General features: G+C 69.1%; 13 protein-coding genes. 7 read left to right on the top strand and 6 right to left on the bottom strand.

Translation table 11 applies throughout. The features are described from left to right. The first annotated feature begins 64 nt into the window (after window positions 1-64). Window positions 65-640, top strand: coding sequence for a CGNR zinc finger domain-containing protein (locus tag ADK36_RS15455; protein ID WP_048583706.1), 576 nt, complete (start codon window positions 65-67; stop codon window positions 638-640). Between the two features lie 90 nt (window positions 641-730). Here the strand turns inward: ADK36_RS15455 and ADK36_RS15460 are convergent, their stop codons facing one another. The 4 genes from ADK36_RS15460 to argG form a co-directional block, all read right to left on the bottom strand. Further along, the gene (locus ADK36_RS15460; protein ID WP_048583707.1) at window positions 731-2,260 is read right to left on the bottom strand and encodes a helix-turn-helix domain-containing protein; all 1,530 of its coding nucleotides are present in this window, start codon (window positions 2,258-2,260) and stop codon (window positions 731-733) included. Between the two features lie 65 nt (window positions 2,261-2,325). Next, window positions 2,326-2,523 carry a DUF4236 domain-containing protein gene (locus ADK36_RS46245; protein ID WP_078916421.1) on the bottom strand — a complete coding sequence of 66 codons (198 nt, stop codon included), beginning with the start codon at window positions 2,521-2,523 and terminating at the stop codon, window positions 2,326-2,328. A gap of 70 nt (window positions 2,524-2,593) precedes the next feature. Then, a complete protein-coding gene (locus tag ADK36_RS15465; protein WP_048583708.1) occupies window positions 2,594-3,133 on the bottom strand; it encodes an AAA family ATPase in 540 nt (179 codons plus the stop codon). A gap of 176 nt (window positions 3,134-3,309) precedes the next feature. Continuing rightward, window positions 3,310-4,764, bottom strand: a complete 1,455-nt coding sequence (argG, locus tag ADK36_RS15470; protein ID WP_053197931.1) for an argininosuccinate synthase — start codon at window positions 4,762-4,764, stop codon at window positions 3,310-3,312. A gap of 248 nt (window positions 4,765-5,012) precedes the next feature. On the opposite strand from argG, the gene acnA reads away from it, so the two are divergent. Both acnA and ADK36_RS15480 read left to right on the top strand, forming a co-directional pair. After that, on the top strand, window positions 5,013-7,730 hold the full coding sequence (acnA, locus tag ADK36_RS15475) for an aconitate hydratase AcnA (protein WP_048583777.1): 2,718 nt from the start codon (window positions 5,013-5,015) through the stop codon (window positions 7,728-7,730). 347 nt (window positions 7,731-8,077) lie between these two features. After that, window positions 8,078-9,592 (top strand): HAMP domain-containing sensor histidine kinase, encoded by a 1,515-nt coding sequence (locus tag ADK36_RS15480; RefSeq protein WP_234329777.1) that lies wholly within the window; start codon window positions 8,078-8,080, stop codon window positions 9,590-9,592. On the opposite strand, the gene ADK36_RS15485 is transcribed toward ADK36_RS15480, so the two are convergent. Further along, entirely contained in the window at window positions 9,544-10,134 is a 591-nt protein-coding gene (locus tag ADK36_RS15485; protein ID WP_048583711.1) for an ArsR/SmtB family transcription factor, read from the bottom strand. The genes ADK36_RS15480 and ADK36_RS15485 overlap by 49 nt on opposite strands. Before the next feature lie 58 nt (window positions 10,135-10,192). Here ADK36_RS15485 and ADK36_RS15490 point away from each other — a divergent pair, with 58 nt between their 5' ends. Together ADK36_RS15490 and ADK36_RS15495 are read left to right on the top strand one after the other, a co-directional pair. Then, complete coding sequence (locus ADK36_RS15490) at window positions 10,193-10,765, top strand: dienelactone hydrolase family protein (protein ID WP_048583712.1); 573 nt, start codon at window positions 10,193-10,195, stop codon at window positions 10,763-10,765. Window positions 10,766-11,433: 668 nt separating this feature from the next. Beyond that, window positions 11,434-12,498: a lytic polysaccharide monooxygenase auxiliary activity family 9 protein gene (locus ADK36_RS15495; protein ID WP_199830186.1), complete on the top strand. Its 1,065-nt coding sequence runs from the start codon at window positions 11,434-11,436 to the stop codon at window positions 12,496-12,498. 82 nt (window positions 12,499-12,580) lie between these two features. Here the strand turns inward: ADK36_RS15495 and ADK36_RS15500 are convergent, their stop codons facing one another. Next, on the bottom strand, window positions 12,581-13,585 hold the full coding sequence (locus ADK36_RS15500; protein ID WP_053197933.1) for an acetylxylan esterase: 1,005 nt from the start codon (window positions 13,583-13,585) through the stop codon (window positions 12,581-12,583). Window positions 13,586-13,768: 183 nt separating this feature from the next. Here ADK36_RS15500 and ADK36_RS15505 point away from each other — a divergent pair, with 183 nt between their 5' ends. Then, window positions 13,769-14,761 carry an ABC transporter permease gene (locus ADK36_RS15505; protein ID WP_053197935.1) on the top strand — a complete coding sequence of 331 codons (993 nt, stop codon included), beginning with the start codon at window positions 13,769-13,771 and terminating at the stop codon, window positions 14,759-14,761. Continuing rightward, window positions 14,755-15,627 (top strand): carbohydrate ABC transporter permease, encoded by an 873-nt coding sequence (locus ADK36_RS15510; RefSeq protein WP_048583716.1) that lies wholly within the window; start codon window positions 14,755-14,757, stop codon window positions 15,625-15,627. The genes ADK36_RS15505 and ADK36_RS15510 overlap by 7 nt, the downstream gene beginning before the upstream one ends. The last annotated feature ends 15 nt before the right edge of the window (window positions 15,628-15,642 follow it).

The following is a 15,642-nucleotide window of genomic DNA, read 5'->3' on the forward strand; positions in this document are numbered from 1 at the left end:
GCGAACCGGCTAAGACGGTTCTAACAGTTCTCAGAGCCTCGCGGCAACCCGCTAAGGTGGTTCCATGCGTGCTGAGTTCCCTGACTTCCGCCTCGGTAAGGTGCTGGCGACCAGCTTCACGGGGACTCTGTCGGAGCGTCATGGCAACGCTGTGGAGCGCATTCCCACGCCGCACCGACTCGTCGACTGGCTGGCAGTGAACGGCCTCGCCGTGGACTCCTGCACCACAGCCCAGCTCGACCTCGCTCGGGAACTGAGAGAGTCGATCCACGCCGCCGCGACAGCGGCCGCGATCCAGGACGCTCTCCCTGCGTCCGCCGTCCAAGTCATCAATGACTGCAGCGCCCGGGGCCGGGCCGCGGCGATCCTGACGCCCGAGGGCCAGCGGCGATGGCAGCTCAGCTCGGCTTCCCGCGTGGAGGATGCCCTCAGCGTGATCGCCGCTGACGCGATCAGCATCATCGCGGGCGAACGAGACGGAAAACTGGCCTTGTGCGCATCACCAACCTGCCAAGCCGCCTTCTTCGACACCAGTCAGAGCCGCACTCGTAAATGGTGCGACATGAACACGTGTGGGAATCGTCAGAAGAAAGCGCGCTTCAATGCCAACAAGCGCAAAAATCCCGGATCAGCGGAGTGATTGTGGGCCCGGAGATGCCGCCGCACCCTCCCCGGCCCCGCATGGCCAGGCCGTCGTGCAGGTCGGAAAGGGTGCGGCGGCATCGGCGACTCAGATGTCCCGGAAGATCTCGATCTGCGCCCCGATGGAGTTCAGCCGCTCGGCGAGGTCCTCGTACCCGCGGTTGATGACATACACGTTCCGCAGTACGGACGTGCCCTCCGCCGCCATCATCGCCAGCAGGACGACCACGGCGGGCCGTAGCGCCGGCGGGCACATCATCTCGGCGGCGCGCCAGCGGGTCGGGCCCTCGACCAGGACGCGGTGCGGGTCCAGCAACTGGAGGCGGCCGCCGAGGCGGTTGAGGTCGGTCAGATAGATCGCGCGGTTGTCGTAGACCCAGTCGTGGATCAGCGTCTGACCCTGCGCGGCGGCCGCGATGGCCGCGAAGAAGGGGACGTTGTCGATGTTCAGCCCGGGGAACGGCATCGGGTGGATCTTGTCGATCGGCGCCTCCAGCTTGGAGGGCCGGACGGTCAGGTCCACCAGTCGCGTACGGCCGTTGTCCGCGAAGTACTCGGGCGTGCGGTCGTGGTCGAGGCCCATCTCCTCCAGGACCGCCAGCTCGATCTCCAGGAACTCGATGGGTACGCGACACACCGTCAGCTCCGACTCCGTCACCACCGCGGCGGCCAGCAGGCTCATCGCCTCGACCGGGTCCTCGGAGGGGGAGTAGTCGACGTCCACGTCGATGTTCGGTACGCCGTGGACCGTGAGCGTCGTCGTGCCGATGCCCTCGACCCGGACGCCGAGCGTCTCCAGGAAGAAGCAGAGGTCCTGGACCATGTAGTTGGAGGAGGCGTTGCGGATGACCGTGACGCCGTCGTGCCGCGCGGCGGCCAGCAGCGCGTTCTCGGTCACGGTGTCGCCGCGCTCGGTCAGCACGATCGGACGGTCGGGGCGGACGGACCGGTCGACCACGGCGTGGTACTGACCCTCCGTCGCCGCGACGTCCAGCCCGAAGCGGCGCAGGGCGATCATGTGCGGCTCGATGGTCCGCGTGCCGAGGTCGCAGCCGCCGGCGTACGGCAGCTTGAAGTGGTCCATGCGGTGCAGCAGCGGGCCGAGGAACATGATGATGGACCGGGTGCGTACGGCTGCCTCGGCGTCGATCGCCGCCATGTTCAGCTCGGCCGGCGGCACGATCTCCAGGTCGACGCCGTCGTTGATCCAACGGGTGCGCACGCCGATGGAGTTGAGGACCTCAAGAAGGCGGTAGACCTCCTCGATGCGGGCGACCCGGCGCAGCACTGTGCGCCCCTTGTTGAGCAACGAGGCGCACAGCAGGGCCACGCAGGCGTTCTTGCTGGTCTTGACATCGATGGAGCCGGACAGCCGACGTCCGCCGACAACCCGCAGATGCATCGGACCGGCGTAGCCGAGGGACACGATCTCGCTGTCCAGGGCCTCACCGATGCGGGCGATCATCTCAAGGCTGATGTTCTGGTTGCCGCGCTCGATGCGGTTGACGGCGCTCTGAGAGGTGCCGAGCGCCTCGGCGAGCTGCGTCTGTGTCCAGCCACGGTGTTGCCGGGCGTCACGGATGAGCTTGCCGATGCGTACGAGGTAGTCGTCTGCCATGAGGCTGAGGTTATCTCAGATATGAGATGGCACCTTGCAAGGGGGGCCGTTCGGGTGATGGACCGTCAACGTCGCCTGGCGGTACGCGTGCGACGCCACCCGAAAGGTCCGGGCAAATCCATCGATGTCGTACGACGTCCTGTGCTGCTGTGCGTGCGCCGGGGCCCGTGCCTGCCGCCCGTGGTGATGGACCAGGAGTGCCGGTTGATGTTCAGCCGCACGCCGGGCAGGATCCGAAAACTCTTGCGGAATGTGAGGGGCATGGACGCCTCCCTCCGAGGTCGAGGTTCGTGTCTCTCGGTTACCCCGACTTGGCGAACTGATGGCAGTTCGTCACGGAGAGTCCGCGGAGACGGTGTCGGCGACCAGCCGGGCGACCTGCTGAGGGGAGAGCGGGGCGGTGTCGATGACCTCGGCCTCGCGGCTCAGCCAGGGCAGGGCGTCCCGGTAGACGGTGCGATGGTCGAGGCGCCACTGGCGGGCGTCCGGGAACTTGGTGTTGGTCTCGCTGTCCGTCTCGATCCGCTCGGTGAGCGTGTCCGGGTCGGAGTGGAGTACGAAGTGGTGGACCGCGATGCCGTACTTCTCCAGGCCGGTGCGGATCTCCGTCCAGTACTGCTCGACCAGCACCGTCTGCGGCACGACCAGCGCCCCGCCGAGGTGGCCGAGCAGTTGGGCACCGGTCTCCACCACCAGGTGGCGCCACGGCGGCCAGTCCTGGAAGTCACCCACTTGGGGGAGCTTCTCGACGTGTTGCAGCATGTAGCCGACCTGTTCGGCGTCAAAGATCGCCGCGTCCGGGACGAGGTCGACCAACTCGTTGGCGGTGGTCGTCTTGCCGGCGCCGAAGGTTCCGTTCAGCCAGATGATCACCAGGTGAGCCTAGCCGCGCGGGCCTGACGCGGAGAGGGGATGGCCTGAAAAGGCCGGTCCGACGCCCGTAGCGTCGAACCGGCCTTTCCGGTGGTCCATCACCCGGTGGTCCATCACCATGTGGTCCATCACCCTGAGGTCCGGCCCCTTGAGGTCCGTCCCCTCCGGGGGGCGACTCAGTCCGTGCCGGACTCCATCGCCGCGCGGTCCAGCAGCGCGTCCTGCTCGGAGACCTCGCCGCGGGAGGCGATGGCCTCGGCACCGCCCTGCGGCAGCTCCGGCATGGTGCCGATGAGCCCGGTGGCGGCGGCCTGGGAGGCGCCGATGGTGGGGCTGCCGGTGCCGATCAGGCCGAGGCCCGCGTACTGCTCCAGCTTGGCGCGCGAGTCGGCGATGTCGAGGTTGCGCATGGTGAGCTGGCCGATCCGGTCCACCGGGCCGAAGGCGGAGTCCTCGGTGCGCTCCATGGAGAGCTTGTCCGGGTGGTAGCTGAACGCCGGGCCGGTGGTGTCGAGGATCGAGTAGTCCTCACCACGCCGCAGACGCAGGGTGACCTCACCGGTGATCGCGGCGCCGACCCAGCGCTGGAGCGACTCGCGGATCATCAGCGCCTGCGGGTCCAGCCAGCGGCCCTCGTACATGAGGCGACCGAGACGCCGGCCCTCGTTGTGGTACTGGGCGAGGGTGTCCTCGTTGTGGATCGCGTTGACCAGGCGCTCGTACGCGATGTGCAGCAGGGCCATGCCGGGCGCCTCGTAGATGCCACGGCTCTTGGCCTCGATGATCCGGTTCTCGATCTGGTCCGACATGCCCAGGCCGTGGCGGCCGCCGATGGCGTTGGCCTCCATCACCAGGTCGACGGCGGAGGCGAACTCCTTGCCGTTGATGGTGACCGGGCGGCCCTGCTCGAAGCCGATCGTCACGTCCTCGGTGGCGATCTCGACCGACGGGTCCCAGAACCGGACGCCCATGATCGGGTCGACCGTCTCGATGCCGGTGTCCAGGTGCTCCAGGGTCTTGGCCTCGTGGGTGGCGCCCCAGATGTTGGCGTCGGTGGAGTACGCCTTCTCCGTCGAGTCCCGGTAGGGCAGGTCGTGGGCGACCAGCCACTCCGACATCTCCTTGCGGCCGCCGAGCTCGGTCACGAAGTCCGCGTCCAGCCAGGGCTTGTAGATCCGCAGGTTCGGGTTGGCGAGCAGGCCGTAGCGGTAGAACCGCTCGATGTCGTTGCCCTTGAAGGTCGAGCCGTCGCCCCAGATCTGGACGTCGTCCTCCAGCATCGCCCGCACCAGCAGCGTGCCGGTGACGGCACGGCCCAGCGGGGTGGTGTTGAAGTAGGCGCGCCCGCCGGAGCGGATGTGGAACGCGCCGCACGTCAGCGCGGCCAGGCCCTCCTCGACCAGCGCCGCACGGCAGTCGACCAGCCGCGCGACCTCGGCGCCGTAGTTCTTGGCGCGGCCGGGCACCGAGGCGATGTCGGGCTCGTCGTACTGGCCGATGTCAGCGGTGTAGGTGCACGGGACGGCGCCCTTGTCGCGCATCCAGGCGACCGCGACGGAGGTGTCGAGTCCGCCGGAGAAGGCGATGCCGACGCGCTCGCCGGTGGGCAGGGAGGTGAGGACCTTGGACATAGGAAGAGTATGCATGAAGGCGCATGGTCATGCAAAGGGGGCATGTCGAAGCCCCCGGGCATGACCATCCGGGCCCCATGTATTAGAGTTATCTCGACATCGAGATATCTGCCGAGGCGTACCGCAGCCGCACGCCGTCGCCGGTCTGGCAGTAAGGCATGCCTAACTTAGCCTTACCTTAGCGGATCGGCCAGGACGGTGTAGCGGCAGGATGCGGTGGTAAGCGCACAGAAATGAAGGAGACTGTCGTGTCGGCGAACAGCTTCGACGCCCGCAGCACGCTGCAGGTGGGCGACGAGTCGTACGAGATCTTCCGGCTGGACAAGGTCGAGGGCGCCGCGCGCCTCCCCTACAGCCTGAAGGTGCTGCTGGAGAACCTCCTCCGCACCGAGGACGGCGCGAACATCACCGCCGACCACATCCGCGCCCTCGGCAGCTGGGACTCCCAGGCCCAGCCGTCGCAGGAGATCCAGTTCACGCCGGCCCGCGTGATCATGCAGGACTTCACCGGCGTGCCCTGTGTCGTGGACCTCGCCACCATGCGTGAGGCCGTCAAGGCGCTCGGCGGCGACCCGGCGAAGGTCAACCCGCTCTCCCCGGCCGAGATGGTCATCGACCACTCCGTCATCGCCGACAAGTTCGGCACGAACGACGCCTTCAAGCAGAACGTCGACCTGGAGTACGGCCGCAACAAGGAGCGCTACCAGTTCCTGCGCTGGGGCCAGACCGCCTTCGACGACTTCAAGGTCGTACCCCCCGGCACCGGCATCGTCCACCAGGTGAACATCGAGCACCTGGCCCGCACGGTCATGGTCCGCAACGGGCAGGCGTACCCCGACACCCTCGTCGGCACCGACTCGCACACCACCATGGTCAACGGCCTCGGCGTCCTCGGCTGGGGCGTCGGCGGCATCGAGGCCGAGGCCGCGATGCTCGGTCAGCCGGTCTCGATGCTCATCCCGCGCGTCGTCGGCTTCAAGCTGACCGGTGAGCTCACCCCCGGCACCACCGCCACCGACCTGGTGCTGACCATCACCGAGATGCTCCGCAAGCACGGTGTCGTCGGCAAGTTCGTCGAGTTCTACGGCGAGGGCGTGGCCGCCACCTCCCTGGCGAACCGCGCCACCATCGGCAACATGTCGCCGGAGTTCGGCTCGACCGCCGCGATCTTCCCGATCGACGGCGAGACGATCAAGTACCTCAAGCTGACCGGCCGTTCCGAGCAGCAGCTCGCGCTCGTCGAGGCGTACGCCAAGGAGCAGGGTCTCTGGCTGGACCCGAAGGCCGAGCCGGACTTCTCCGAGAAGCTGGAGCTCGACCTGTCCACGGTCGTTCCCTCCATCGCCGGCCCGAAGCGTCCGCAGGACCGCATCGTCCTCGCCAACGCCGCCGAGCAGTTCAAGCAGGACGTCCGCAACTACGTCGACAGCGTGGACGAGGCGGGCCAGGAGTCCTTCCCGGCCTCCGACGCCCCGGCCGTCGCCCCGAACGGCGCCCCGTCCAACCCGGTCACCGTGACCGCCCCCGACGGCTCGACGTACGAGATCGACCACGGTGCGGTGACGGTCGCGGCCATCACCTCCTGCACCAACACCTCCAACCCGTACGTCATGGTCGCCGCCGCGCTCGTCGCGAAGAAGGCCGTGGAGAAGGGCCTGACCCGCAAGCCGTGGGTCAAGACCACCCTCGCCCCGGGTTCGAAGGTCGTCACCGACTACTTCGACAAGGCCGGTCTGACGCCGTACCTGGACAAGGTCGGCTTCAACCTCGTCGGCTACGGCTGCACCACCTGCATCGGCAACTCCGGCCCGCTGCCGGAGGAGGTCTCCAAGGCCGTCAACGACCACGACCTCGCGGTCACCTCGGTCCTCTCCGGCAACCGGAACTTCGAGGGCCGTATCAACCCCGACGTCAAGATGAACTACCTGGCCTCCCCGCCGCTGGTCGTCGCGTACGCCCTCGCGGGTTCCATGAAGGTGGACATCACGCGTGACGCCCTGGGCGCCGACCAGGACGGCAACCCGGTCTTCCTGAAGGACATCTGGCCCTCCGAGGCCGAGGTCAACGACGTCGTGGCCAACGCCATCGGCGAGGACATGTTCAGCAAGTCCTACCAGGACGTCTTCGCCGGTGACGCCCAGTGGCAGGCGCTGTCGATCCCGACCGGCGACACCTTCGAGTGGGACGCCGAGTCGACCTACGTCCGCAAGCCCCCGTACTTCGACGGCATGACGATGGAGACCACCCCGGTCTCCGACATCTCCGGTGCGCGTGTCCTCGCCAAGCTGGGCGACTCGGTCACCACCGACCACATCTCCCCGGCCGGTGCCATCAAGGCCGACACCCCGGCCGGCAAGTACCTCACGGAGCACGGCGTCGAGCGCCGCGACTTCAACAGCTACGGCTCGCGCCGCGGCAACCACGAGGTCATGATCCGCGGTACGTTCGCCAACATCCGCCTGCGCAACCAGATCGCGCCGGGCACCGAGGGCGGCTACACCCGCGACTTCACCCAGGCCGACGGCCCGGTGAGCTTCATCTACGACGCCTCGCAGAACTACCAGGCCGCCGGCATCCCGCTGGTCATCCTGGGCGGCAAGGAGTACGGCTCCGGCTCGTCCCGCGACTGGGCGGCCAAGGGCACGGCACTCCTCGGCGTCAAGGCCGTCATCACCGAGTCGTACGAGCGCATCCACCGCTCGAACCTCATCGGCATGGGCGTCCTGCCGCTCCAGTTCCCGGCCGGCCAGTCGGCCGACTCCCTCGGCCTGACCGGTGAGGAGACCTTCTCCATCGCGGGCGTCGAGGAGCTCAACAACGGCACCACCCCGAGCACGGTGAAGGTCACCACCGACACGGGCGTCGAGTTCGACGCGGTCGTCCGCATCGACACCCCCGGTGAGGCCGACTACTACCGCAACGGCGGCATCATGCAGTACGTGCTGCGCAACCTGATCCGTAGCTAGCGGTCAGGCCAGCGGTACCGCACGGTAGTCGAGGGCCGCATCCCCGGTGACGGGGGTGCGGCCCTTCGCCGTGCCCGCGCCCGGGAAACCCCAGGTCATCACCCACCCTCAGGTGGAGCACAGGGCTCCCTCAGCGGACGCGGACAGAATCGGGACATGACCGCCACCGCCGGGTTGCGAACCGGACACGTCCGTAGGCCCGCACTGGAGTGGGTGCGCGCGGTGCGCGGCTTCGGGCACGCCGTCCGGCCGGTGGTGGGCGGGAGATGAGCACCCCCACCGCCCGTAGGGCAACCGTCCGCAGGCCGACCGCCCGGCAGCCATGGGCGAGGCCGCGCACCCGCACCATGCGTACCCGCCTGCTCGTCTTCGTCACCGCCACCCTCATCCTCGTCTGCGCCGCGATGGCGCTCACCACCGCCCTCGCCCAACGCGCCTACCTGATCGGCGACTTGGACGGCCGCGTCACCAACGCCGCCGCGCGCAGCCTGGACGGAGCCGCGCTCCACCCGGAGAACGACGACGACCTGGGCTTCCTCGACGGCAACGGTCATCCCGCCGGCCTGCTCGCCGCCCGCCTCGACGAGGACGGCACGATCGTCGCCGCCGAGGTCGTGCGCGAGGGCGCGGCCCCGAAGGACCTCACCGCCCCGCAGCTCACCGCGCTGGCGGACATCGCACCCGACGGCACCCGGCACACCCGCACCGTCCCCGGCCTCGGCACCTACCGGGTCGCCGCGGTCGAGAGTGGCGGCATCCGGGTCCTCACCGGGCTGCCCATGGACGACGTCCAGCGCGTGATCGGCGGCCTGACCGTCGCCGGGGCCGCCGTCGCGGTGGCCGGCCTCCTCGTGGCGGGCTGCGTCTGCACGGTCGTCATACGACGCCAACTGCGCCCGCTCGGCCGGGTCGCCGCCACCGCCGCCGAGGTCTCCCGCGCGCCGCTCGACCGGGGCGAGGGCGTCGGCCTCACCCGTGTCCCGGCCCGGGACGCCGACCCCGACAGCGAGGCGGGTCAGGTCGGCGCCGCGCTCAACCGGATGATCGACCACGTCGAGTCCTCCCTCACCGCCCGCCGGCGCACCGAGGAACGCATGCGCCGCTTCCTCGCCGACGCCAGCCACGAACTGCGCACCCCCCTCGCCTCGATCTCCGGCTACGCCGAACTCATGAACCGCGACGCCGCCCGGATCGAGCCCGTGCTCGCCTGGCGCCGTGTCCGGGCCGAGTCGGCCCGGATGACCGGCCTGGTCGAGGACCTCCTCCTGCTGGCCCGGCTAGCCGAGGACAGGCCGTTGCACTCCACCGAGGTCGACCTCGCGGCACTGGTAGCGCGGGCGGTGCGGGACGCGCGGGTCGCGGGGGACGGGCATGACTGGCAACTCGAACTCCGCCCGGACGCCGCGCCACCGGTCCTCGGTGACGCGGTCCGGCTGCACCAGGTGGTGGCCAACCTGCTGGCCAACGCACGGATGCACACACCCGCGGGCACACGGGTGGTCGCCTCGGTCACGTCGACCCCCTCCACCTGTGTCATCCAAGTCCGCGACGACGGCCCCGGCATCCCGCCGGCCCTCCTCCCCGCGGTCTTCGAACCCTTCACCCGAGCCGACACGTCCCGCTCCCGCGCCGACGCCGGGTCGGGCGGCTCCGGGCTCGGGCTCGCCGTCGCCGCGGCGATCACGGAGGCGCACGGGGGACACATACGGGTGGACAGCGTGCCGGGCCGCACGGAGTTCACGATCGAACTCCCGGTGACGGAGGTGGAGTTGGGGACACGCACGGCTGCGGACGCCATGACCCGCGACACCGGTCAGTCCGGGTCCTTCGCCGCGGCCTCAGCCTCGGGCAGCGCCGGATAGTCGGTCGGGTAGAGCCCGGCCGCGAAGCCGTACACCACATCGCCTCCGCGCGGCAGTTGCGCGTAGTCGTTGGCGAGTTCCAGGACCCGGGCCCAGAACTCGCGGGCCTGCTCCCGTGGGATCCGTACGTGTCGCACGATCGAGGAAAGTTGATCCGCCTGGTGTGCGGCAGCCGATTCGGCCGCGGCCGTGGCGAGATCGTTGTTGCAGTACGGCGCGGCGTCCCCGTCGGTCGGGCCGACCGTGCCGACGCGGAAGATGCGCGCGGTGCGGCCGTAGTAGCGCTCGTCGATGGCCCGCACCCGGCGGGTCCGCACGACCTTCAGCAGCCGGGCATCCGCCAGGGCGCTCACGTGGTGCGCGACCGTGCTCTTCGGGCGGCCGAGCGCGGCGGCCAGTTCGCTCACGGTCGCGGCGCGTTCGAGGAGCAGCTCAAGGATGGCGTTGCGCAGTGGGTTGGCCAGCGCGCGCAGCTGGGCCGGGGCTGTCACATCTGTGACGTCGGCAAGGTCGTAGTCGGGGAGGCGGGTATTGTTCGACACCTCTCGATTATTCTAGAGTTCCGGATCATTCGCTACCCACAGGGCAAGGGGTTCGGGCATGACAGAGGTCGTACTGTTCCACCACTCGCAGGGGCTGACTCCCGGAGTCGCCGCTTTCGCCGACGAACTCCGCGCGGCCGGCCACACCGTCCACACGCCCGATCTCTTCGACGGGCGCACGTTCGGCTCCCTTGAGGAGGGCATGGGCTACGTCGAGCAGACCGGCTTCGGCGAGATCACCGAGCGCGGTGTCCGCGCGGCCGAACACCTGCCGCGGGACGCCGTTTACGTAGGCTTCTCACTCGGTGTGCTGCCCGCCCAGAAGCTGGCGCAGACACGTCCGGGCGCGCGGGGCGCGCTCCTGTTCCACGCCTGCATCCCCGTGTCGGAGTTCGGAGCGGCTTGGCCGCACGGTGTGCCGGTGCAGGTCCACGCGATGGAGGCCGATCCGTACTTCGCCGAGGACATCGATGCTGCCCACGCGCTCGTCTCCGACTGCGCCGCCGCGGAGATGTTCCTGTATCCCGGAGACCAGCACCTCTTCGCGGACGACTCGCTGCCTTCGTACGACCCGGACGCCGCCAAGCTCCTGACCCGGCGGGCGATCGAGTTCCTGGGCTCGCGCTGCTGAAGAACACCACGGGGTACCAGACGGGCGGCGACGGCCGGGACGAGGTGTACACCACCCTGCTCCGGGTGGACCCGGAGACCGGCACCGCCACCCGCGTCCCCCTGACGGGCACCCCCGCAGGGCACGCCCACCGTGCTCGACGGGACCGCGTACTTCGTCCGCCCCGACGGAACGGTCACCGACCACGCCCAAGCTGGACGCCCCGGGCACGTCGACGGAGTAGACGATCCCCAGCGCCCTCCTCGTCAAGGACGCGATCGTGGCCGTCGCGGGCGACACGGCGTTCTCGGTGAGCCCGGCCCGGGACGCGGCGGGGAGGGGGGCGTCGGCGACGACATCGGTGGGCTGACGACCCCGGCGTACCCGTCGAACCGCCCCCCAGGCGTACCAGCCAAGCAGCCCCTGGCGCACTCGCCAAGCCGTCCCCGGCGTACCCGCCAAGCCGCCCCCGGCACATCCGCGCACCCCGTACGCCCCGCGTCACGGCCGTTTACAACTGCGCCGCATGCCGCTACCTTCCGCAGAAGGTGGGGTGGGAGCGCTCCCACACGGCCGGACCGGAACCCGTCCGCGTGCCGCCCCCGCCCCACGGCAATCTCACGCTCACCCGCACGACAACCTCACCCACACCCGAACGGCCCGTACCTCAAGGAACGGACTGGAATGTCATGATCCTGACAAGATTATCGAGGGTGTCACGCCCCAGAGCCCTCCTCCTGGTCCTGGTCTCCCTGCTCGCCACCATCCCCGCCGTGGGCCTCGTCGTCACCGCGGGCGGCCAGGCGGAGGCCCACGGCACCCCCATGAAGCCCGGCAGCCGTACCTTCCTGTGCTGGCAGGACGGCCTCACCGACACCGGTGAGATCAAGCCGGTCAACCCGGCCTGCAGGGCGGCCCAACAGGTCAGCGGCACGACCCCGTTCTACAACTGGTTCTCGGTGCTCCGCTCCGACGGCGCCGGCCGCACCCGCGGCTTCGTGCCCGACGGCGAGCTGTGCAGCGGCGGCAACACCAACTTCACCGGATTCAACGCGCCGCGCGACGACTGGCCGCTCACCCACCTCACCTCGGGCGCGACAGTCGACTTCTCCTACAACGCCTGGGCCGCGCACCCGGGTTGGTTCCACGTCTACATCACCAAGGACGGCTTCGACCCGAAGCAGCCCCTCACCTGGGACGACATGGAGGAGCGGCCCTTCCTCTCGGTCGACCACCCGCCCCTCAACGGCTCCCCGGGCACGGTCGAGGCCAACTACTCCTGGACCGGGCAGCTTCCGGCGAACAAGTCGGGCCGCCACATCGTCTACATGGTCTGGCAGCGCTCGGACAGCGCGGAGACCTTCTACTCCTGCTCCGACATCGTCTTCGACGGCGGCAACGGCGAGGTCACCGGCATCAAGGAGCCCGGCAACCCGACCGACCCGGTGCCCGGCGAGTGCTCCGCCACCCGCCGCACGACCGGCAACTGGTCCGGCGGTTACCAGTCCGAGGTGACCGTCACCAACTCCGGCGACGTCCCGATGCTCGGCTGGATGGTCGACTGGACGCTCCCCACCGGCCAGAAGGTCGAGAGCCTCTGGAGCGGCAGCGCGACCTACACCGGTCAGAACGTCATGGTCCACAACGCCGACTGGAACGGCTCTCTCGATCCGGGGGAGAGCACGACCTTCGGCTACGTCGTCTCCGGCTCCGGCGGCGACAGTACGACGACCCTGCCCTGCCGGGTGGGCTGAACCACTGCTCCACGCGGACCCGGTGGGCGCCGAGCCGCCGTCCACCGGGTCCGCGACCCGGTCGCCGCCGCGGCCGTCGCGTTCACGTCGACCGCGGTCCTGACTCCAACACCCCGCCCAGCCAGTCCAGTTGGCGGCGCACATGCACCGCGTCCCCGCCCTCATGGCCGTTGAACGGATACGGGCGGATCTCCCTGCGCGGGTCGGCGCCCGACAGCTCCGCATAGTGGTTGAAGGCGCCGTACGCCCCGCTCGGCGGGCACACCGTGTCGCGCAGGCCGACCCCGAAGTGGGCCGGGGCATGGGCGCGGCGGGCGAAGGAGATCCCCTCCATGTAGGCGAGCGTGGCATAGGCGGCCCGCTCGGCGTCCCGGTGCACCGAGAGGTACGCGGTGATCTCGCCGTACGGTGACGCGTCGGTGAGGTCGAGTGCGCGGCGGATGCCGCACAGGAACGGGGCGGTGACCAGGAGCGCGGCCAGGTCGGGGACGAGTCCCGCGACGGCCAGCGCGAGTCCGCCGCCCTGGCTGTTGCCGACGGCCGTGACCCGGGTGCCGTCCACGCCCGGCAGGGCGCGCACCGCCGCCACCGCGCGTACCGCGTCCGTGATCAGGCGCCGGTAGTGGTAGTCCCGTGGGGACAGCAGGCCGCGTGCCGCCGGGCCCGGGCCGCCCGGCGCCGTGGCGTGCGGGTCCGGGGTGGCGCCGCCGTTGCCGTACTGGTCGCCCTGGCCCCGGTTGTCCATCAGCAGATGTGCGTACCCGGCGTTCACCCAGGTCAGCCGCTCGTGCGGAAGACCGCGGCCCCGGCCGTAGCCGACGTACTCGACGACGGCGGGCAGCGGCTCGCGCACCCCGGCCGGTCTGCTGAACCAGGCCCGCACCGGGTCGCCGCCGAACCCCCGGAAGGTCACGTCCCAGGTCTCGGTGAGGCGCAGGCCCGTCTCCGCCGGGTCCGCCGACACCAACACCTCGTGCTGGGCCGCCTCCTTGAGGGTGTCGCGCCAGAACTCGTCGAAGTCGGGCGGCTCCTCGAGGTCCGGGCGGTAGCGCTCCAGGTCCGGCAACGGCAGGTCGAACGCGGGCAACGGTGCCTCCGATTGTTGCGTCTCGACGTCAGAATGTTTCGTAGCCTCTGGCTCGTCCCGGTCCCAGCCTCCTCAACTGACCATCCCTGCCAGCCCCATTGACAGCCATTACACCCGCCCCTAACCTCGCCGCAAAGTTGCCGGTACGACTCCGAAACTTTCGGTGCACCGGGAGGCCACTGCATGAGCACCTCCACCAGATCGGCTCCACCGCCCGGTACCCAGGAGCCGCCGCCGACCAAGGCTCCACCCCGCCGCGGGCGGCGGAGGACGCGCACCGGATGGCGACGGGCCCTGCGCCGGGACTGGCAGTTGTACTCGCTCGCCGTACTGCCGTTGCTGTTCTTCCTCGTCTTCCGCTATCTGCCGATGATCGGCAACGTGATCGCCTTCCGGCGCTTCGAACCGGGCGGCTCGATCTTCGGCGAGCAGTGGGTGGGCCTGCGCTATGTCGAGATGTTCCTCAGCGACCCCACCTTCTGGCAGGTGTTCCGCAACACCCTGTGGCTCGGCGGACTCACGCTCGTCTTCTGCTTCCCGATCCCGATCGTGCTCGCCCTGCTGCTCAACGAGGTGCGCCGGCGTTCGCTGAAACGGTTCGTGCAGTCGGTGTCGTATCTGCCGCACTTCCTGTCGATCGTCATCGTCGCGGGCATCACGATGCAGATGCTCGCCACGGACGGCCCGATCAACCACGCGCTGGGCTGGTTCGGCCATGAGCCGATCCGGTTCATCCAGGAACCCGAGTGGTTCCGCACCGTCTACGTCGGTTCCGAGATCTGGCAGACCGCCGGCTGGGGCACGATCCTCTACCTGGCCGCGCTCACCACCATCGACGAGGACCTCTACGAGGCCGCCCGCATCGACGGCGCCAACCGCTGGCAGCAGATCTGGCACGTCACCCTGCCCGGCATCCGCCCTACCATGATCACGCTGCTGATCCTCAATGTCGGCACCTTCCTGGCCGTCGGCTTCGAGAAGGTCCTGCTGCTCTACAACCCGCTGACGTACCCGACCTCCGACGTGATCTCCACGTACGTCTACCGGACCGGTGTGGAGTCCAACAGCTTCAGCTACGCCGCCGCCATCGGCCTGTTCGAGGCGATCATCGGCCTGGTCCTGATCATGTCCGCCAACCAGCTCTCGCGCCGCACAGTGGGGACCAGCCTGTGGTGAAGCCGAGTCGTTCCTACCGGGTCTTCCAGGGCGTCAACGGGGTGATCCTCACCCTCGTCGTGGTCGTGACCCTGTACCCCTTCCTCAACATCATCGCGCGCTCCTTCAGCGGGGAGCGGCAGATCCGGGCCGGTGAAGTCACCCTGTGGCCCCAGGGGTTCAACCTCACCACGTACAAGATCGTGTTCCAGGACTCGATGTTCTGGCGGAACTACGGCAACACCGTGCTCTACACGGTCGTGGCCACCGCCGTCGCCATGGTCCTGACGACCTGCTACGCCTACGTCCTGTCGAAGAAGCACCTCAGGGGCCGTTCCACGCTGGTCGGCATCGCGGTGTTCACCATGTTCTTCACCGGCGGCCTGATTCCGAACTACGTCCTGATCACCAGCCTCGGCATCAAGAACAGCGTCTGGGCGATCGCGTTGCCCAACGCGATCAGCGTCTTCAACCTCCTGGTGATGAAGGCCTTCTTCGAGAGCCTGCCGAGCGAACTGGAGGAGGCCGCGCAGATCGACGGGCTGAGTACGTACGGGATTCTGCTCAAGATCGTGCTGCCGCTGTCCAAGGCGGTCGTCGCGACCATGGTGCTCTTCTACTCGGTGTCGTTCTGGAACTCCTGGTTCAGCGCCTTCCTCTACATGGACCGCACGGATCTGATGCCGGTCACCGTCTATCTGCGCAACCTCATCCAGGGCGCCACCGGCGGCTCCAACGCCGGCGCCGGCACCGAGCAGCTCAGCCAGGTCGGGGCCAACATCCAGGCGGTCACCATCGTGCTCACCGCGCTGCCGATCCTCTGCGTGTACCCGTTCGTCCAGCGCTACTTCGTCTCGGGCGTGATGCTCGGCGCCGTCAAGGGCTGACTGATCGTCACCTCA

It is taken from the genome of Streptomyces viridochromogenes (assembly GCF_001270495.1).
Lineage (GTDB): Bacteria > Actinomycetota > Actinomycetes > Streptomycetales > Streptomycetaceae > Streptomyces > Streptomyces viridochromogenes_A.